We start from the raw sequence: 18,951 nt of genomic DNA on the forward strand, positions 1-18,951 counted from the left end.
GCGCCCCGCCCTGTCTCGGATTCATCGGCTGCCGTACGGGTCGGGGACCGGGGTGCGCTGCACGATCTCGGCGACGACCTGTTCCGGCGTGCGCCGGTTCAACTGCGCCTGCGCCGTGGGCAGCAGACGGTGCGCCAGGACCGTGGAGGCCAGCGACTGGACGTCGTCGGGCAGGACGAAGTCCCGGCCGTCCAGGGCCGCCGCCGCGCGGGCGGCGCGCACCAGGTGCAGCGTCGCGCGGGGGGAGGCACCCAGGCGCAGGTCGGGGTGGTCGCGGGTGGCGGCGACCAGGGAGACGGCGTAGTGCCGCACCGCGGCCGACACGTGCACGGTGCGCACGGCCTCGACCAGCTTGACGATCTCGTGGGCGTGGGCCACCGGCTGGAGGTCGTCCAGCGGGCTGACACCCGCGTGCACGTCCAGCATCTCCAGCTCCGCCTCCATGCTCGGGTAGCCGATGGAGACCCGGGCCATGAAGCGGTCCCGCTGCGCCTCGGGCAGCGGATACGTTCCCTCCATCTCCACCGGGTTCTGGGTGGCGATGACCATGAAGGGGCTCGGCAGCGGGTACGTGCTGCCGTCGATGGTGACCTGCCGCTCCTCCATCGACTCCAGCAGCGCCGACTGCGTCTTGGGCGACGCGCGGTTGATCTCGTCGCCCACGACGATCTGCGCGAAGATCGCGCCCGGCTTGAACTCGAAGTCGCGGCGCTGCTGGTCGAAGACGCTGACACCGGTGATGTCCGACGGCAGCAGGTCCGGCGTGAACTGGATGCGCCGGACCGAGCAGTCGATCGACCGGGCCAGCGCCTTGGAGAGCATCGTCTTGCCGACGCCGGGGACGTCCTCGATCAGGAGGTGTCCCTCGGCGAGCAGCACCGTCAGGGCAGTCCGTACGACCTCGGGCTTGCCCTCGATCACGTTCTCCACCGACCGTCGTACGCGGTCCGCCGTGGCGGTCAGATCGCTGAGGCTTGCTCGCGACTCATAGGTCGTCACCCGGTTCTCCTCGGCCCGTTCCTGGGGTCGCGGTCATCCCTGGACCGGCCCTCCCCGTGTTTAAGGAGCATTCTCCCCTTCAACTATGCTCCGCGTCACTCGGCTTCCGTTACTCGTTCGTGATTTCCCGGAGCAGGCCGGTGTGGACGTCGAAGACAAATCCCCGCACATCATCCGCATGTGCCAGGAACGGCGAGGTCCGCACACGCTGTATGGACTGCCGGACGTCCTGGTCCACGTCGCGGAACGCCTCCACGGCCCACGTCGGGCGCTGGCCCACCTCTTCCTCCAGCTCCGTGCGGAAGTCCTCGGTGAGCGACTCCAGGCCGCAGCCGGTGTGGTGGATCAGCACCACCGAGCGGGTGCCGAGGGCGCGCTGGCTGATGGTGAGCGAACGGATGGTGTCGTCGGTGACCACGCCGCCCGCGTTGCGGATCGTGTGGCAGTCGCCGAGCTCCAGGCCGAGCGCGGCGTGCAGGTCGATCCGGGCGTCCATGCAGGCGACCACGGCGACCTGGAGGACCGGACGGGCGTCCATCCCGGGGTCGGTGAACCGCGCAGCGTAGCCGCGGTTCGCCTCGACCAGGCGATCGGTGACGGAGGAGGTGGCGGTGCCGGCGCCGGTGGCGGGCTGCTGCGCGTTTGTCGACATGGGACGACCGTAGACGGCGCGGGGCCGACACACCCGCTGCCGGGTCCGGCAAAACTCGGTCAAACACCCGCAGTGTGAGGTAAGCCACAGGCGTCGGCGTGGATCGCCCATGCGAGTGATTCCGTCGCGGCCGCACCCCTGTACGCCCGTGCCGGGGCGGGCTTCTCGTTGACCGTGGGGCCCCGTGGAGTAAAGTGGCGCGAAGTGGGTCGCCAGCCAGTGGCCGGTCAAGCGGGAGGTGCGGATGTTCCTCGGGACGTACGCGCCGCGGCTGGACGACAAGAGCCGGCTGGTCCTGCCCGCGAAGTTCCGCGAGCAGTTCGCCGACGGCCTGGTCATCACCAAGGGGCAGGAGCGCTGCCTCTGCGTCTGGCCCGCGGCGGGCTTCCGCGCCTTCACCGAAGAGCTCGGCAGGGTGCCGGTCACTTCGAAGGCGGCCCGGGACTACATGCGCGTGCTGTTCGCCGGGGCCCACGACGAGGTGCCCGACAAGCAGGGCCGCATCACCCTTCCGCAGCCGCTGCGCGACTACGCCGGCCTGCGCAGGGACTGCGCCGTCATCGGCGCCAACACCCGGGTGGAGGTGTGGGACGCCACCGCCTGGGAGGAGTACCTGGCCGCCCAGGAGGACGCCTTCTCCGCGTTGTCGCAGGAGGTGCCCCCCGGCCTACTGTGAGCCCGCCCCGTCCCGACCCCCGCACCGAGCCTTCCGAGGAGCCGCGCACACCCTCTGATCTAGCCTGATGGCTCACGTACGCGTACGTGACACTCGGCCTCCTCCCGCTCCGCGGTCCGCCGGCACTCCTTCCCCGGTGCCAGGGGTCCGTCCACGAGCGGGCGGGGACCCAGTGGTACGTCCCCGGAAGTACTTGAGAAGGGCCCCATGAGCACCACCCCCTCCGAGCCACGCCACGTCCCGGTCATGCTGGACCGCTGCCTGGACATGCTGGCCCCCGCCCTCGGCGCCCCGGGCGCGGTGGTCGTGGACGCCACCCTCGGCCTCGGCGGGCACAGCGAGGCCCTGTTGCGGCGCTTCCCGGAGGCCCGGCTCGTCGCCGTGGACCGGGACCCGGCCGCGCTGAAGCTGGCGGGGGAGCGGCTCGCCCCGTACGGCGACCGGGCCACCCTCGTGCACGCCGTGTACGACGAGCTGCCCGAGGTGCTGGGCCGGCTCGGAGTGCCCCGGGTGCAGGGCGTCCTGTTCGACCTCGGCGTCTCCTCCATGCAGCTCGACGAGGCCGACCGCGGCTTCGCCTACGCCCAGGACGCGCCCCTGGACATGCGGATGGACCAGAGCAGGGGCATCAGCGCCGCCGAGGTGCTCAACACCTACCCGCCGGGCGAGCTGGTCCGCGTCCTGCGCGAGTACGGCGAGGAGAAGTTCGCCCGCAAGATCGTCGAAGCGGTCGTCAGGGAGCGGGCCGCCGACCCCTTCTCCCACAGCGCCCGGCTTGTCGAGCTGATCCGGGAGGCGCTTCCCCAGGCGGCCAAGCGCACCGGGGGCAACCCGGCCAAGCGCACCTTCCAGGCGCTGCGCATCGAGGTCAACGGCGAGCTGACGGTGCTGGAGCGGGCGATCCCGGCCGCGGTCGCCGCGCTCGCGGTGGGCGGGAGGATCGCCGTGCTGTCGTACCACTCGCTGGAGGACCGCCTGGTCAAGGGCGTCTTCGCGGCCGGTGCGGCCACCACCGCGCCCCCCGGGCTGCCCGTGGTGCCCGAGGAGTACCAGCCCCGGCTGAAGCTGCTCACACGCGGCGCCGAACTGCCCACGGAGGACGAGATCGCCGCCAACCGCCGGGCGGCCCCCGCCCGGCTGCGCGGCGCCCAGCGGATCAGGGAGGCCCGGACATGAGCCGGCGCACGGCGGCACGGTCGCCCTTCGTCCTGCTGATCGTGCTGCTGCTCGGCGGCGGCCTGATCACCCTGCTGCTGCTCAACTCCGCGGTGAACCGGGACTCCTTCAAGCTCAGCGAGCTGCAGAAGGAGACCACCCAGTACACCGACGACGAGCAGGAGCTCCAGCAGGAGGTCGACCAGTACTCCGCCCCGGACGCGCTCGACCGGCGCGCCCGCGATCTCGGCATGGTGCCCGGCGGCAACCCGGCCTTCCTCGCCCCCGACGGCTCCGTGCTCGGCGACCCGGGCAACGCGAGCGACGACCCCGCCGCGCCGCCGTCGTCCCCGAGCACCGCCCCGGCCACGGTGGCCCCCAGCGGTTCCACCGCGGCCTCGCTGGGCCCGGCGCCCTCCACCAGCCCGCCCGCGAGCCCGTTCGCCGGATCGTCCGCCAGTCCGTCCGTCACCCCTCAGGAGACGCCGTGACCCCCGCCCCCGTACCGGGACGCCGGCGCACCCCGCCGTCCCGCGCCGGTGAAGGTACCGCCGCGTGGTGAGCCACGACGGCGAACCGCCCCGCAGGCGGCCCGTGCCCGGTGCCGGCCGCGACGCTGCGGGGCGCCGCCAGCCTCCGCGCGGCGGCGCGCGCAGGCCCGTTCCGCCCCGTGAGGCGCACGCCCCCGGCAACCCGCCGCCGCGGCAGCGGGTGCGGCGTCCCGCGCCGCGGGGACCGGTCTCGCCCTCCGGGGCGGCGCTGCTGCGGCTCGGCAGACCGCGCCCCCGGCTGCGGCTGGTGAGCCTGGCGCTCTCCCTCGTGATCCTGACCTTCGTCATCCGGCTCTTCCAGGTGCAGGCCGTCGACGCGGCGACGTTCACCGCCAAGGCGGAGATCAACCGGAACTTCAAGGCCACGCTGCCCGCCGAGCGGGGCACGGTCACCGACCGCAACGGCATCGACCTGGCCACCACCGTCGACGCGTACGACATCACCGCCGACCCGCTGCTGTTCACCCCCGAGTACGCCAAGGTCAAGGACGCCCCGCAGCGCGCGGCCGAGCTCCTGGCCCCGATCGTCGACGGCGACGCGCAGACCATCGCCAAGCAGCTGGCGAACTACCCCAAGTCGCGCAACGAGATCATCGCGCACCAGCAGTCGCCGCAGGTCTGGAACCAGATCAGGGACCTGCAGAACGCGCTGGCCGACAAGGCGGCCAAGGACGACGGCGGCAACTTCTTGGCCGGCGTCTTCCGGCTGCGGCACAGCAAGCGGGTCTATCCCGCGGGGGACCTCGCCGCCGGTGTCATCGGCTGGGTCAACGCCTCCGACGTCGGCGGCGGCGGCCTGGAGAACAGCCTCGACAAGCTCCTGGCCGGCAAGGACGGCACGATCACCTACGCCCAGTCCGGCGGCCGCCGGGTGCCCACGGCCAGCGTCCGCGAACGGGCGGCGGAGCCCGGCACGGACGTCGAGCTGACCCTCGACCGGGACATCCAGTGGGCGGCGCAGCGGGCCATCACCGACCAGGTGGCCGAGTCCGACGCCGACCGCGGCTACGTCGTCGTCCAGGACACCCGCACCGGTCAGATCCTGGCCATGGCCAACTCGCCCGGCTTCGACGCCAACGACCTGTCCAGGGCGGACGCCTCGTCGCTGCACAACTTCGCGATCGAGGACGCCTACGAGCCCGGCAGTGTCAGCAAGCTGATGTCCATGGCCGCCGTCCTCGACGAGGGCGTGGCCACCCCGGAGACCCATGTGACCGTGCCGGGCACGCTGCCCCGCGCCGACCGGGTCTTCCACGACGACGTGGACCACGGCACCTGGTACCTGACGCTCAACGGCGTGCTCGCCAAGTCGAGCAACATCGGCACGATCCTCGCCGCGGAACAGCTCGGCAAGAATCAGAAACAGGCCAATCGCGTCCTCTACTCCTACCTGAGCAGATTCGGCATCGGGCGGCCCACCGGGCTGGACTTCCCCGGTGAGACGCCCGGCATCCTGGCGAAGCCCGACGACTGGAACGCCTCCCAGCAGTACACGATCCCGTTCGGGCAGGGCCTGTCGCTGAACGCCGTGCAGGCCACCTCGGTCTACTCCACGATCGCCAACGGCGGTGTCCGGGTGGAACCCAGCCTGGTGCGCGGGACGACCGGCCCCGACGGGCAGTTCGTGCCCGCCGCCGCACCCAAGAAGACCCGTGTGGTCAGCACGAAGACCGCCCGGACGCTCGCCACGATGCTGGAGTCGGTCGTCGGCAGCGAGCAGGGCACCGGCGTCAAGGCCCGGATCGCCGGGTACCGCGTCGCCGGCAAGACCGGCACGGCCAACCGGGTGGACCCGGACACCGGCACCTACAGTGGCTACACCGCCTCCTTCATGGGTTTCGCGCCGGCGGACAAGCCCCGGCTGACCGTCTCCTGCGTGATCCAGAACCCCACGCGCGGCAGCTACTTCGGCGGGCAGATCTGCGGCCCGGTCTTCAAGCAGGTCATGGAGTTCGCCCTGAAGTCCCTGCGGGTGCCGCCCAGCGGTACGCGCGCGCCGGCCCTGCCGGTCGAATGGGGCCCGTCGAAGTCGTGAAGGGGCGTGAGGGACATCAACGGCGTGCGGGCGGAAGGACGGCGGACATGACCGAGGACGGCCCCGCCGCGGCGGGCACGCACGGTGGCGCGGCGGACGCGGAACGTCCGGGAGGCCCCGGGGGGCGAAGTGCCGCCCGGGAACCGGCGCGGAGGCCTTTTGGCCCCGGGACCGGCCCGGCGGGTACTCTCACCGCCGTGTCACTCGCTGATCAGTCCCCCACACCCGAACAGCCCCAGCCCGGCGCGCCCCGCCCTGTCCGGGTCCGCCCCAAGTCGCCCGCGGATCTGGCCGCGAGGCTGGGCGCGCGGCCGCCCGCGCAGGACGCCGCCCCGATCACCGGGATCACCCACGACTCGCGTGCCGTCCGTCCAGGCGACCTCTACGCGGCCCTGCCCGGGGCCCGCTTCCACGGCGCCGACTTCGCCCCCCAGGCGGCCGCTCTGGGCGCCGTCGCGATCCTCACCGACCCGGCGGGCGCCGAGCGCGCCGCCGCGACCGGGCTGCCGGTCCTGACGGCCCCGGACCCCCGCTCCTCGATGGGCGACCTGGCCGCCGAGATCTACGACCGGCCGGGCGAGGACCTGCTGCAGATCGGCATCACCGGCACGTCCGGGAAGACCACGACCGCCTACCTCGTCGAGGGCGGCCTGCGCGCGGTGCACGGCACCCGTACCGGCCTCATCGGCACCGTGGAGTCGCGGATCGGCGACGAGCGGATCAAGAGCGAGCGCACCACCCCCGAGGCCACCGACCTCCAGGCGCTGTTCGCGGTGATGCGCGAACGGGCCGTCGGCGCGGTCGTCATGGAGGTCTCCAGCCACGCCCTGGTGCTGGGCCGGGTGGACGGGGCGGTGTTCGACGTCGCCGTCTTCAACAACCTCAGCCCCGAGCACATGGAGTTCCACTCGGGCATGGAGGACTACTTCCAGGCCAAGGCGCAGTTGTTCACCCCGCGCCGCAGCCGGCTCGGCGTGGTCAACCTCGACGACGAGTACGGCCGCCGGCTGGTGCGCGAGGCGCAGGTGCCGGTGACGACCTTCTCCGCCGAGGGCCACCCGGACGCGGACTGGCGCGCCGAGCACGTCGAGATCGGCGCGCTGCGCTCCACGTTCACCGCCGTCGGCCCCGGGGGGCGGCGGATCAGCGCCGTCTCGCCGCTGCCGGGCCCCTTCAACGTCGCCAACGCGCTCGCCGCGATCACCGCCCTCGCGGTGGCCGGGGTCGACCCGCAGACGGCCGCCGACGGCGTGGCCGCCGTGCCGGGCGTCCCGGGCCGGCTGGAGCGGGTCGACGCGGGCCAGCCGTACCTGGCGGTCGTGGACTACGCGCACAAGACCGACGCCGTCGAGTCGGTGCTGCGGGCGCTGCGCAAGGTGACCAAGGGCAGCCTGCACATCGTGCTGGGCTGCGGCGGCGACCGCGACCAGACCAAGCGCGGCCCCATGGGCGCCGCCGCCGCGCGGCTCGCCGACACCGTGGTGCTCACCTCCGACAACCCCCGCTCCGAGGACCCGCTCGCGATCCTCACCGCGATGCTGTCCGGTGCCGCCGGGGTCCCGGCGCACGAGCGGGGCCACGTGATCGTCGAGCCGGAACGGGCCGCCGCCATCGCGACGGCCGTCTCCCTGGCCGGGCCCGGCGACACCGTACTGGTGGCCGGCAAGGGCCATGAGCAGGGCCAGGACATCGCCGGAGTGGTACGCCCCTTCGACGACCGAGAAGTACTCCGCGCGGCCATCGGGCACGCCGCGGGCACACCAGCGCAGGAGAAGGACCAGGACCAGCTGTGATCCCACTCACCCTCGCCGAGGTCGCCCAGGCGGTCGGCGGGAGCACGTACGACATACCGGACCCCGGCCTTCGGGTCACCGGGTCCGTGGAGATCGACTCACGTCAGGTGCGGCCGGGCGGACTGTTCGTCGCCTTCCAGGGCGAGCGCGTGGACGGCCACGACTTCGCGGAGCGGGCCGTCGCGGCCGGCGCGGTCGCCGTACTGGCCGCCCGGCCGGTCGGTGTGCCCGCGATCGTCGTGGACGACGTCCAGCTCGCCCTCGGCCGGCTGGCCCGGCACGTGATCGAACGGCTCGGCGCGACCCTCGTGGCGCTGACCGGTTCGGCGGGCAAGACCAGCACCAAGGACCTCATCGCCCAGGTGCTCCAGCGGCTCGCCCCGACCGTCTGGACCCCCGGCTCCCTCAACAACGAGATCGGGCTCCCCCTCACCGCGCTGCGGGCCGACGAGTCCACCCGGCACCTTGTGCTGGAAATGGGCGCCCGCGGCATCGGCCACATCCGCTACCTCACCGAGCTGACCCCGCCGCGCATCGGCCTGGTCCTCAACGTCGGGACCGCCCATATCGGCGAGTTCGGCGGCCGCGAGCAGATCGCCCAGGCCAAGGGCGAGATGGTCGAGGGGCTGCCGGAGGCCGCCGAGGGCGGCATCGCCGTGCTGAACGCGGACGACCCCTTGGTGCGCGCCATGGAATCGCGCACCAAGGCGCGCGTCGTGTTCTTCGGCGAGGCCCCCGACGCCGACGTGCGTGCCGAGAACGTCCGTCTCAACGACCGAGGTCAGGCGGTCTTCACGCTCACAACGCCTACCGGGTGCAGCGAAGTGACCATGCGCCTGTACGGTGAGCACCACGTGTCGAACGCGCTCGCCGCGGCCGCCGTAGCCCGTGAACTCGGCATGCCCACAGACGAGATCGCCACCGCGCTCTCCGAAGCCGGGACGCTGTCGCGCTGGCGTATGGAGGTCGTGGAGCGGCCGGACGGCGTGACGGTCGTCAACGATGCCTACAACGCGAACCCCGAGTCCATGAGGGCCGCCCTGCGCGCGCTCGCGGCCATGGGGCGCGCCGCCGAGGCACGCGGGGGCCGCACGTGGGCGGTGCTGGGCGAGATGGCCGAGCTCGGCGGGGAGTCCCTCGCCGAACACGACGCGGTCGGACGGCTCGCCGTCCGGCTCAACGTCAGCAAGCTGGTGGCGGTCGGCGGCCAGGCGGCCGCCTGGGTGCAAATGGGCGCCTACAACGAGGGTTCGTGGGGTGAGGAGTCGGTGCACGTGTCCGACGCTGAGGCGGCGATCGACCTGTTGCGCAGTGAGCTGCGTCCGGGGGACGTCGTGCTGGTGAAGGCATCGAGGGCAGTCGGACTGGAACGGGTCGCGCTCGCGCTGCTCGACGGCGTCGAGGGCGGGGGCGCTCAGTAATGAACCAAGTTCTGGTCTCGGGCGTCCTCGGACTCTTCCTCTCCCTGATCGGCACCCCGATGCTGATCAAGCTGCTGGCCCGCAAGGGCTACGGCCAGTTCATCCGCGACGACGGCCCCAAGGAACACCACAGCAAGCGCGGTACGCCCACCATGGGCGGCATCGCGTTCATCCTGGCCACGCTGGTCGCGTACGCGCTCACCAAGGTGATCACCTCCGAGCGGCCGACGATCTCCGGCCTGCTGGTGCTCTTCCTCTTCGCGGGCCTGGGTGTCGTCGGCTTCCTGGACGACTACATCAAGATCGTCAAGCAGCGCAGCCTCGGTCTGCGCGCCAAGGCGAAGATGGCCGGCCAGCTGATCGTGGGCATCACCTTCGCGGTGCTGTCGCTGCAGTTCGCCGACTCCCGCGGGGTCACCCCCGCCTCCACGCGGCTGTCCTTCACCCAGGACTTCGGCTGGTCGCTCGGCCCGGTGATCTTCGTGATCTGGGCGCTGTTCATGATCCTGGCGATGTCGAACGGCGTGAACCTCACCGACGGCCTCGACGGTCTCGCCACCGGCGCCTCGGTGATGGTCTTCGCCTCGTACACGGTCATCGGCGTCTGGCAGTACGGGCAGTCCTGTTCGAACGTCGTCACCGCGGGGCCGGGCTGCTACGACGTGCCCCATCCGCTGGACCTCGCGGTCGTCGCGGCCGCGCTCATGGGCGCCTGCTTCGGCTTCCTGTGGTGGAACACCTCGCCGGCCAAGATCTTCATGGGCGACACGGGCTCCCTCGCGCTGGGCGGCGCGCTGGCCGGTCTGGCCATCTGCTCCCGCACCGAGATGCTGCTCGCCATCCTCGGCGGCCTGTTCGTCCTGATCACCCTCTCCGTGGTCATCCAGGTCGGCTCCTTCCGCCTCACCGGCAAGCGGGTCTTCCGCATGGCCCCGCTCCAGCACCACTTCGAGCTCAAGGGCTGGGGCGAGGTCCTGGTCGTGGTCCGCTTCTGGATCATCCAGGGCATGTGCATGGCCGTCGGCCTCGGCCTCTTCTACGCGGGCTGGGTGGCCGCGCAGTGACGCCGCCCTCCGGGCAGGGCGGCCCGCGCACGCTGCCCGCGCACGCCGTCGAGGCGGCCCGCGCGCTCGGGCTGCCGGGCCGCCGCGTGACGGTGGCCGGGCTCGGGGTCTCCGGGATCCCGGCCGCCGAGGTGCTCGCCGCGCTGGGCGCGCGGGTCACCGTGGTGGACGGCGGCGACAGCGAGCGGCACCGCGCGCAGGCCGCCCCCCTGGAGGCGCTCGGCGTCGCCGTACGGCTCGGCGACGGAGCCACCCTGCCCGAGGGCACCGAACTGATCGTCACCTCCCCGGGCTGGAAGCCCACCAGTGCGCTCTTCACCGCCGCCGAGGCGGCCGGGGTCGAGGTCTGGGGCGACGTGGAGCTGGCCTGGCGGCTGCGCGGCGCGGCGGCTGCCCCCTGGCTCGCGGTCACCGGCACCAACGGCAAGACCACGACCGTGCAGATGCTCGCCTCGATCCTGGACGCCGCGGGCCTGCGCACCGCGGCCGTGGGCAACATCGGCACCCCGGTCCTGGACGTCGTGCTCTCCGACGAGCCGTACGACGTGCTCGCGGTCGAGCTGTCCAGCTACCAGCTGCACTGGGCGCCCTCCGTGCGCCCGCACTCCGCCGCGGTGCTCAACCTCGCCCCGGACCACCTCGACTGGCACGGCTCCATGGCGGCCTACGCCGCCGACAAGGGCCGTATCTACGAGGGCAACACGGTCGCCTGCGTGTACAACCTGGCCGACCCCGCGACCGAGGCGCTGGTGCGCGAGGCCGACGTCGAGGAGGGCTGCCGCGCGATCGGTTTCGGCCTCGGCAGCCCGCGCCCCTCCGAACTCGGCGTCGTGGACGGCATCCTGGTCGACCGGGCCTTCGCCCCCGAGCGGCACACCTCCGCCCAGGAGCTGGCGGAGATCTCCGACGTGAACCCGCCGGCCCCGCACAACATCGCCAACGCGCTGGCCGCGGCCGCCCTCGCCCGTGCCTTCGGCGTGCAGCCGGCCGCCGTCCGCGACGGACTGCGCGCCTTCCGCCCGGACGCCCACCGCATCGCGCACGCCGGCACCGTCGACGACGTCACGTACATCGACGACTCCAAGGCCACCAACACGCACGCCGCCGAGGCCTCCCTGGCCGCGTACGAGCACATCGTCTGGATCGCCGGCGGCCTCGCCAAGGGCGCGACGTTCGACGGGCTCGTCACGGGGGCCGCCAAGCGGCTGCGCGGTGTTGTGCTGATCGGCGCCGACCGGGCGCTCATCGGCGAAGCGCTCGCGCGACACGCCCCCGAGGTCCCGGTCGTCGACCTCGACCGCACCGACACTGGGGCGATGGCGGCCGCCGTCCGCGCAGCGCGGGACCTGGCCCACCCGGGCGACACGGTGCTCCTGGCCCCGGCCTGTGCATCGATGGACATGTTCGCGAACTACAACGTCCGCGGCGACGCGTTCGCCGAGGCCGTACGGGACCTGCGGGCCCCCGACACCGGGCAGTAGCCGCAGGCCGCTCCGGCACGCACCGCGACCAAGGAGGGGACATGACGGCAGCCGACCACGGTGGCGCCCCCGGTTCTCGTTCCCGCAACGCGCTCGGCGCCCCCGCCCGCCCGGCGCGCCCGGCGGCGGCACTGCCCCGCCCGGGGCGCGCGCGGCCGCCCGCGCCCCGGCCCCCGCGGAGTCCGTCGCGGGGGAGCGCCCTGCGCGGCGCCAAGGTGGTCTTCGACCGGGTGAAGCGGGCCTGGGACCGCCCGTTGACGGCGTACTACGTGATCCTCGGCAGCAGCCTGCTGATCACCGTCCTCGGCCTGGTGATGGTCTTCTCCGCGTCCCAGATCAAGGCCCTGGAGTACGGGCTGCCCTCCACCTACTACTTCCGCAAGCAGCTCTTCGCGGCCGTGCTGGGCACCGGGCTGCTCGTCGTCGGGTCCCGGATCCCCGTGCGGCTGCACCGGGCACTGGCGTACCCGCTGCTGGTGGGCTCGGTCTTCCTGATGGCACTGGTACAGGTGCCGGGGATAGGGCAGTCGGTGCACGGCAACCAGAACTGGATCTACCTCGGCGGCCCGTTCCAGCTCCAGCCCAGTGAGTTCGGCAAGCTCGCCCTGGTGCTGTGGGGAGCGGACCTGCTGGCCCGCAAGGACGACAAGAAGCTGCTCGTGCAGTGGAAGCACCTGCTGATCCCGCTGGTGCCGATCGCCTTCCTGCTGCTCGGCCTCATCATGCTCGGCGGCGACATGGGCACCGCCATCATCCTGACCGCGATCCTCTTCGGCCTGCTGTGGATCGCCGGCGCCCCCACCCGGCTGTTCGCGGGCGTGCTGGCGGTGGCGGGGGTCATCGGCTTCCTGCTGATCAAGACCAGCGGCAACCGGATGGGCCGGCTCGCCTGCATCGGGGCCACCGATGTCACTCCCAGTGGCGGCTGCTGGCAGGCCGTGCACGGGATCTACGCCCTGGCCTCCGGCGGATGGTTCGGTTCCGGTCTGGGTGCGAGTGTGGAAAAATGGGGCCAACTGCCCGAACCGCACACCGACTTCATCTTCGCCGTGACCGGGGAGGAACTGGGCCTGGCGGGGACGCTGTCGGTGCTCGCCCTCTTCGCGGCTCTAGGCTATGCGGGTATCCGCGTGGCCGGTCGTACGGAGGACCCCTTCGTCAGGTTTGCCGCGGGTGGGGTGACGACGTGGATCACGGCTCAGTTCGTGGTCAACATCGGTGCGGTGCTCGGCCTGCTGCCGATCGCCGGCGTCCCGCTCCCGCTGTTCTCCTACGGGGGCTCGGCCCTCCTGCCGACCATGTTCGCGATCGGGCTGCTCATCTCCTTCGCAAGGAGCGAGCCCGGGGCGCGGGCGGCACTCAAGGCGCGGGGGCCCGGCTACTGGCCGGGGGCAATGACACGGACGATGAGGCGGTTCGTCGCACGGCGGCCGTCCAGGGAGCGGTGAATTTCGGTGCACGTCGTACTCGCCGGTGGGGGGACCGCCGGCCACATCGAGCCCGCGCTCGCGCTTGCCGATGCCCTGCGCAGGCAGGACCCGACCGTGGGGATCACCGCGCTGGGCACGGAACGGGGCCTGGAGACCCGGCTCGTGCCCGAGCGCGGCTATGAGCTGGCTCTGATCCCCGCCGTCCCGCTGCCGCGCAGGCCCACCCCCGAGCTGATCACGGTGCCCGGGCGGCTGCGCGGCACGATCAAGGCCGCGGAGCAGATCCTGGAGCGCACCAAGGCGGACGCGCTGGTCGGCTTCGGCGGCTATGTGGCGCTGCCCGGCTATCTGGCCGCCAAGCGGCTCGGTGTGCCGATCGTGGTGCACGAGGCCAACGCCCGCCCCGGCCTGGCGAACAAGATCGGCTCGCGCTACACCGAGCACGTCGCGGTGAGCACCCCCGACAGCAAGCTCCGGCACTCCCGTTACATCGGCATCCCGCTGCGCCGCTCCATCGCCACGCTGGACCGTGTCGCGATGCGGGGCGAGGCGCGGGCCGCGTTCGGGCTCGACCAGACCCTGCCGACGCTGCTGGTCTCCGGCGGCTCGCAGGGCGCGCGGCGGCTCAACGAGGTGATCGCCTCCGTGGCGCCGCGACTTCAGCAGTCCGGCGTGCAGATCCTGCACGCGGTCGGCCCCAAGAACGAACTCCCGCAGGCCGACAATATGCCCGGCATGCCGCAGTACATCCCGGTGCCCTACCTGAACCGGATGGATCTGGCCTACGCGGCCGCCGACATGATGCTCTGCCGCGCCGGCGCCATGACCGTCGCCGAGCTGTCCGCCGTGGGCCTTCCCGCGGCCTATGTGCCGCTGCCCATCGGCAACGGCGAGCAGCGGCTCAACGCCCAGCCGGTGGTCAAGGCCGGCGGCGGCGTCATCGTCGACGACGCCGAACTCACCGCGGAATGGGTGCTGGGCCATGTCCTGCCGGTCCTGACCAATCCGCACCGACTGTATGAAATGTCCCGCGCCGCGGCCGAATTCGGCCGGCCGCACGCCGACGAGCTGCTCGTCGGCATGGTCCACGAGGCGATCGCGGCCCGTCGTCGCTGAGCCCGGTGGGTGGGCCCCGGCCCACCCACCGGCGTGCGCCCGCAGGTGAGCCGGGCGGGGCGGCTAGCCTGCTGCGCAGCGGACGAACCCACCCCCAACCCCCGGAGGCGAACGTGGCCGTACCGACGACCGCCGAGCCGGCCGCCGACCAGGGCGACGACGAGATCCAGCCGTCGCCGGGATCGGCCCGCCGCCGCCGTGCGATCACGCTCGCGGCGCTCGCCGCCGCCGGTCTGCTCACGGGCACGTCCGCCTGGCTGCTGTACGGCTCGGCCTGGCTGCGCGCGACGTCCGTCACCGTGACCGGCGCCGACGTGCTGACACCGGACGAAGTACGGGACGCCGCCGAGGTGCCGCTGGACGGCCCGTTGGTCTCCGTGGACACCGACGCGGTGGCCGGCCGGCTGCGGGAACGCCTTCCGCGCATCGCGAATGTGACAGTGGAACGTTCATGGCCGCACACGATCGTTCTTAAAGTGACGGAGCGAACTCCCGCGGCCCTGGTGAAAGATGGCGGGAACTTCATCGAAGTGGACGCCGACGGCGTACGGTTCGCGAAGATCCGCGACCTCATCAAGGGTGTCCCCGTCATCGAATTGAACCCCGACCGCGACTCGGCGAGCTTTCGCCATTTCGGGACAAAGCGGCTCCTCGCCGCTGCCGTCCAGGTCGCCGCCGACCTCCCGAAAGCCGCCTACCAGCAGGCCCGTCTGATCGAAGTCCGTTCCTGGGACGACATCTCGGTGGAGCTGGCGGGCGGACGCACCGTGGTGTGGGGGAGCGTGGAGCGCGGCGAGGAAAAGGCGTTCGCGCTCGCGGCGCTCATGAAAGTCGAAGCGCATGCCGTCTTCTACGACGTGAGTGCCCCAACAGCCCCTGCGGCATCGGACGGTTGACGTCTCAGCCTTCCGTTCGACACCCTGGTTGGTCCGGCTCCTGCGTGATCACATAGGGTCAAAAGAAAAACGGGAGGTTCGGCGTGTTCGTTGAACGCGAACCGCTTGTCGATTTAGTGTCCTGTCCCAAAGAACGTGCGGGACAGACATACTGGTAACCCTAAACCTGAGGGTTAGGGTTCGGGTCGGCCGGCACCTCCCGACCGTCCCACAGGTATACGTAACTCGAGGCGAGAGGCCTTCGACGTGGCAGCACCGCAGAACTACCTCGCAGTCATCAAGGTCGTCGGCATCGGCGGCGGTGGCGTCAACGCCATCAACCGGATGATCGAGGTCGGTCTCAAGGGCGTCGAGTTCATCGCGATCAACACCGATGCACAGGCCCTGCTGATGAGCGACGCCGACGTGAAACTCGACGTCGGCCGCGAACTCACGCGCGGCCTCGGTGCCGGCGCCAACCCCGATGTCGGCCGCAAGGCCGCCGAGGACCACCGCGAGGAGATCGAAGAGGTGCTCAAGGGCGCCGACATGGTCTTCGTCACCGCGGGTGAGGGTGGCGGCACCGGCACCGGTGGCGCGCCTGTGGTCGCCAACATCGCCCGCTCGCTGGGCGCCCTCACGATCGGGGTGGTCACCCGCCCGTTCACCTTCGAGGGCCGCCGCCGCGCCAACCAGGCCGAGGACGGCATCGCCCAGCTGCGCGACGAGGTCGACACCCTCATCGTGATCCCCAACGACCGGTTGCTGTCCATCTCGGACCGCCAGGTGAGCGTGCTGGACGCCTTCCGGTCCGCCGACCAGGTGCTGCTCTCCGGTGTCCAGGGCATCACCGACCTGATCACCACCCCGGGCCTGATCAACCTCGACTTCGCCGACGTGAAGTCCGTGATGTCCGAGGCGGGTTCCGCTCTCATGGGGATCGGCTCGGCCCGCGGCGACGACCGCGCGGTCGCCGCCGCGGAGATGGCGATCTCCTCCCCGCTGCTCGAGGCGTCCATCGACGGCGCCCGGGGCGTCCTGCTGTCCATCTCCGGCGGCTCCGACCTCGGCCTGTTCGAGATCAACGAGTCGGCCCAACTGGTCAGCGAGGCCGCCCACCCCGAGGCCAACATCATCTTCGGCGCCGTCATCGACGACGCCCTGGGCGACGAGGTCCGGGTCACCGTCATCGCGGCCGGGTTCGACGGCGGCCAGCCCCCGACCCGCAGCAACCGGGACAAGGTGCTCGGGACGTACGGCGGCTCCCGCGACGAGAGCGGCAGCACGGCGACGCCCCCGGTCCGTCCGGCCACCCCGCCGGCCGAGCCCTCGCGTCCGGCCTTCGCGGGTCTGGGCAGTGTCACCCAGCGCGACGAGGAGCCGGCCCAGCCCGAGCCGGTGGCCGACGTCCCGGCCCAGCCCACCGCCCCGCAGGTTCCCCCGGCGCGTCCCTACCAGGACACCAGCGCCGAGGAACTCGACGTACCCGACTTCCTCAAGTAAGCACAGCCTCACGTGATAACGCACAACCACGCACGTCCGGGCGGCGCCCACTTCGCCTTCACCGACAGGTGGGGCGGGGTGAGCGCCGCTCCGTACGACAGCCTCAATCTCGGCGGTGCGGTCGGCGACGACCCGGCCGCCGTCCTCTCCAACCGCGACCTCGCCGCCCGTGAACTGGGCCTGGACCCGGCGCACGTGGTGTGGATGAAGCAGGTGCACGGCAACGACGTGGCCGTCGTCGCCGCCCCCTGGGGCGAACGGCGGGTGCCGGAGGTGGACGCGATCGTCACCACCCGGCCCGGTCTCGCGCTCGCGGTGCTGACCGCCGACTGCGTCCCCGTCCTGCTGGCCGACACCGAGGCCGGGGTCGTCGCCGCGGCCCACGCCGGCCGGCCGGGACTGGTCGCCGGTGTCGTCCCGGCGGCCGTCGAGGCGATGGTCGGACTCGGCGCCAGGCCGGAGCGGATCATCGCCGCCACCGGGCCGTCGGTCTGCGGCGCCTGCTACGAAGTGCCCGAGCAGATGCGGGAGGACGTGGCCTCGGCCGTTCCCGAGGCGCGGGCCACCACCAGCTGGGGCACCCCCTCCGTCGACGTCGCGGCCGGGGTGCACGCCCAACTCGCCCGTCTCGGCGTGCCCGCGGGTGAGAAATCACATATCTGCACCATGGAGTCGGGCGACCACTTCTCCTACCGCCGCGAGCGCACCACCGGTCGGCTCGCCGGATATGTCTGGCTGGACGGCGACCAGTGAGCGGCGCGCGCAATGACTGACGGAACGGAAGAACGACGGGCCGAACTCGCGGCCAACCTGGCCCGGGTGGAGCGGCGGATCGCCGACGCGTGCGCGGCGGCCGGCCGGGCCCGGGACGAGGTGACCCTGGTCGTGGTCACCAAGACCTACCCCGCAAGTGACGTCCGGATCCTGTCGGGACTGGGCGTCCGCGAGGTCGCGGAGAACCGCGACCAGGACGCCGCGCCCAAGGCGGCGGCCTGCGCCGACCTCCCGCTCACCTGGCACTTCGTGGGCCAGTTGCAGACCAACAAGGTGCGATCGGTGGTGGGTTATGCCGATGTCGTGCACTCGGTGGACCGCGTCCGACTGGTCGAGGCGCTGTCCGCCGCGGTCATGAAGTCCGACCGGGCGGGCCGCGAACTGGGCTGCCTCGTCCAGGTCGCGCTGGACGCCGAGTCGGGGGCCCAGGGTACCCGCGGCGGAATCGCACCGGATGCCGTCGAAGGGATCGCCGAAGCGGTGACTGCCGCTCCGGGCCTGCGACTTGACGGCCTCATGACGGTCGCGCCGCTGGCCGGGGCCTACGCCGGTCAACCCCGCGCCGCGTTCGGCCGGCTGGCGGAAATCTCATCCTGCCTGCGCGAGATGCATCCTGCTGCGAACATGGTCTCGGCAGGGATGAGCGCGGATCTCGAAGAGGCCGTTGCCGCAGGTGCGACACACGTACGCATCGGTAGCGCGGTACTCGGAGTCCGGACCGGGCTCCGGTAACGTCACCAACCAAGTCGGACCACACAAAAAATATGGTCTTTCCCCGCTGAGAGGACGCAGAGCATGGCCGGCGCGATGCGCAAGATGGCGGTCTACCTCGGCCTCGTGGAGGACGACGGGTACGACGGCCCGGGATTCGACCCGGACGACGAGTTCGAGCCCGAGCCGGAGCCGGAGCGTCCCCGCCGGTCGCACCAGCCGCACCAGCCGCACCCGTCCCACCAGCCGCCGCACCAGACGCAACCGGAGGAGCCGGCACGCCTCGTGCACCCGCCGGTCCCCCGGGAACCACGGATCGCCCCAGTGGCATCCATCACACAAGAACGCCATAGCCTGGAGAAGAACGCACCGGTGATCATGCCTAAGGTCGTGTCCGAACGAGAGCCGTACCGGATCACGACACTCCACCCCCGGACGTACAACGAAGCCCGTACCATCGGGGAACACTTCCGCGAGGGCACCCCGGTGATCATGAATCTGACGGAGATGGACGACACAGACGCAAAGCGACTTGTCGACTTCGCCGCCGGTCTGGTCTTCGGGCTGCACGGGAGCATCGAGCGGGTGACGCAGAAGGTGTTTCTGCTGTCGCCTGCTAACGTCGATGTCACGGCGGAGGACAAGGCCCGCATCGCCGAGGGCGGGTTCTTCAATCAGAGCTGAGATACGCAACCGCACGAAACCGGCCGCGAGG

At 71.9% G+C, this 18,951-nt stretch carries 17 protein-coding genes; 15 read left to right on the top strand and 2 right to left on the bottom strand.

Features of this window, described 5'->3' with window-relative positions; translation table 11 throughout:
- Positions 1-21: 21 nt before the first annotated feature.
- Entirely contained in the window at positions 22-999 is a 978-nt protein-coding gene (locus tag ACIP9H_RS12805) for a MoxR family ATPase (RefSeq protein WP_360911904.1), read from the bottom strand.
- A 109-nt stretch (positions 1,000-1,108) separates the two neighbouring features.
- A complete protein-coding gene (locus tag ACIP9H_RS12810) occupies positions 1,109-1,651 on the bottom strand; it encodes a carbonic anhydrase (RefSeq protein WP_360911906.1) in 543 nt (180 codons plus the stop codon).
- Between the two features lie 244 nt (positions 1,652-1,895).
- Between ACIP9H_RS12810 and mraZ the strand changes: the two genes are divergently transcribed.
- From mraZ to ACIP9H_RS12885, 15 genes are all read left to right on the top strand, one after another.
- The gene (mraZ, locus tag ACIP9H_RS12815) at positions 1,896-2,327 is read left to right on the top strand and encodes a division/cell wall cluster transcriptional repressor MraZ (RefSeq protein ID WP_401584106.1); all 432 of its coding nucleotides are present in this window, start codon (positions 1,896-1,898) and stop codon (positions 2,325-2,327) included.
- Between the two features lie 207 nt (positions 2,328-2,534).
- Entirely contained in the window at positions 2,535-3,503 is a 969-nt protein-coding gene (rsmH, locus tag ACIP9H_RS12820; RefSeq protein WP_401584109.1) for a 16S rRNA (cytosine(1402)-N(4))-methyltransferase RsmH, read from the top strand.
- Positions 3,500-3,973, top strand: a complete 474-nt coding sequence (locus tag ACIP9H_RS12825) for a septum formation initiator family protein (RefSeq protein WP_401584112.1) — start codon at positions 3,500-3,502, stop codon at positions 3,971-3,973. The genes rsmH and ACIP9H_RS12825 overlap by 4 nt, the downstream gene beginning before the upstream one ends.
- A gap of 64 nt (positions 3,974-4,037) precedes the next feature.
- Entirely contained in the window at positions 4,038-6,068 is a 2,031-nt protein-coding gene (locus tag ACIP9H_RS12830; protein WP_401584114.1) for a peptidoglycan D,D-transpeptidase FtsI family protein, read from the top strand.
- Positions 6,069-6,265: 197 nt separating this feature from the next.
- The gene (locus ACIP9H_RS12835) at positions 6,266-7,861 is read left to right on the top strand and encodes a UDP-N-acetylmuramoyl-L-alanyl-D-glutamate--2,6-diaminopimelate ligase (RefSeq protein WP_401959058.1); all 1,596 of its coding nucleotides are present in this window, start codon (positions 6,266-6,268) and stop codon (positions 7,859-7,861) included.
- Positions 7,858-9,282, top strand: a complete 1,425-nt coding sequence (gene murF, locus ACIP9H_RS12840) for a UDP-N-acetylmuramoyl-tripeptide--D-alanyl-D-alanine ligase (RefSeq protein WP_401959060.1) — start codon at positions 7,858-7,860, stop codon at positions 9,280-9,282. The genes ACIP9H_RS12835 and murF overlap by 4 nt, the downstream gene beginning before the upstream one ends.
- The gene (gene mraY, locus ACIP9H_RS12845) at positions 9,282-10,346 is read left to right on the top strand and encodes a phospho-N-acetylmuramoyl-pentapeptide-transferase (RefSeq protein ID WP_389251344.1); all 1,065 of its coding nucleotides are present in this window, start codon (positions 9,282-9,284) and stop codon (positions 10,344-10,346) included. The genes murF and mraY overlap by 1 nt, the downstream gene beginning before the upstream one ends.
- A 71-nt stretch (positions 10,347-10,417) precedes the next feature.
- Positions 10,418-11,827 carry a UDP-N-acetylmuramoyl-L-alanine--D-glutamate ligase gene (gene murD / locus ACIP9H_RS12850; protein WP_401959202.1) on the top strand — a complete coding sequence of 470 codons (1,410 nt, stop codon included), beginning with the start codon at positions 10,418-10,420 and terminating at the stop codon, positions 11,825-11,827.
- A gap of 41 nt (positions 11,828-11,868) precedes the next feature.
- Entirely contained in the window at positions 11,869-13,275 is a 1,407-nt protein-coding gene (gene ftsW, locus ACIP9H_RS12855; RefSeq protein WP_401584123.1) for a putative lipid II flippase FtsW, read from the top strand.
- A 6-nt stretch (positions 13,276-13,281) separates the two neighbouring features.
- Entirely contained in the window at positions 13,282-14,373 is a 1,092-nt protein-coding gene (murG, locus tag ACIP9H_RS12860; RefSeq protein WP_401584126.1) for an undecaprenyldiphospho-muramoylpentapeptide beta-N-acetylglucosaminyltransferase, read from the top strand.
- Between the two features lie 113 nt (positions 14,374-14,486).
- Complete coding sequence (locus ACIP9H_RS12865) at positions 14,487-15,269, top strand: cell division protein FtsQ/DivIB (protein ID WP_401959063.1); 783 nt, start codon at positions 14,487-14,489, stop codon at positions 15,267-15,269.
- Positions 15,270-15,515: 246 nt separating this feature from the next.
- Positions 15,516-16,751, top strand: coding sequence for a cell division protein FtsZ (gene ftsZ, locus ACIP9H_RS12870; RefSeq protein WP_401584132.1), 1,236 nt, complete (start codon positions 15,516-15,518; stop codon positions 16,749-16,751).
- Between the two features lie 15 nt (positions 16,752-16,766).
- Positions 16,767-17,504, top strand: a complete 738-nt coding sequence (pgeF, locus tag ACIP9H_RS12875; RefSeq protein WP_401584745.1) for a peptidoglycan editing factor PgeF — start codon at positions 16,767-16,769, stop codon at positions 17,502-17,504.
- Between the two features lie 12 nt (positions 17,505-17,516).
- Positions 17,517-18,257, top strand: coding sequence for a YggS family pyridoxal phosphate-dependent enzyme (locus ACIP9H_RS12880; RefSeq protein ID WP_401584134.1), 741 nt, complete (start codon positions 17,517-17,519; stop codon positions 18,255-18,257).
- Between the two features lie 63 nt (positions 18,258-18,320).
- Positions 18,321-18,920, top strand: coding sequence for a cell division protein SepF (locus ACIP9H_RS12885; RefSeq protein WP_360911931.1), 600 nt, complete (start codon positions 18,321-18,323; stop codon positions 18,918-18,920).
- Positions 18,921-18,951: the final 31 nt, after the last annotated feature.

Origin of the sequence: Streptomyces sp. NPDC088732 (assembly GCF_044751205.1) — a bacterium.
In the GTDB taxonomy this organism is placed as follows: domain Bacteria; phylum Actinomycetota; class Actinomycetes; order Streptomycetales; family Streptomycetaceae; genus Actinacidiphila.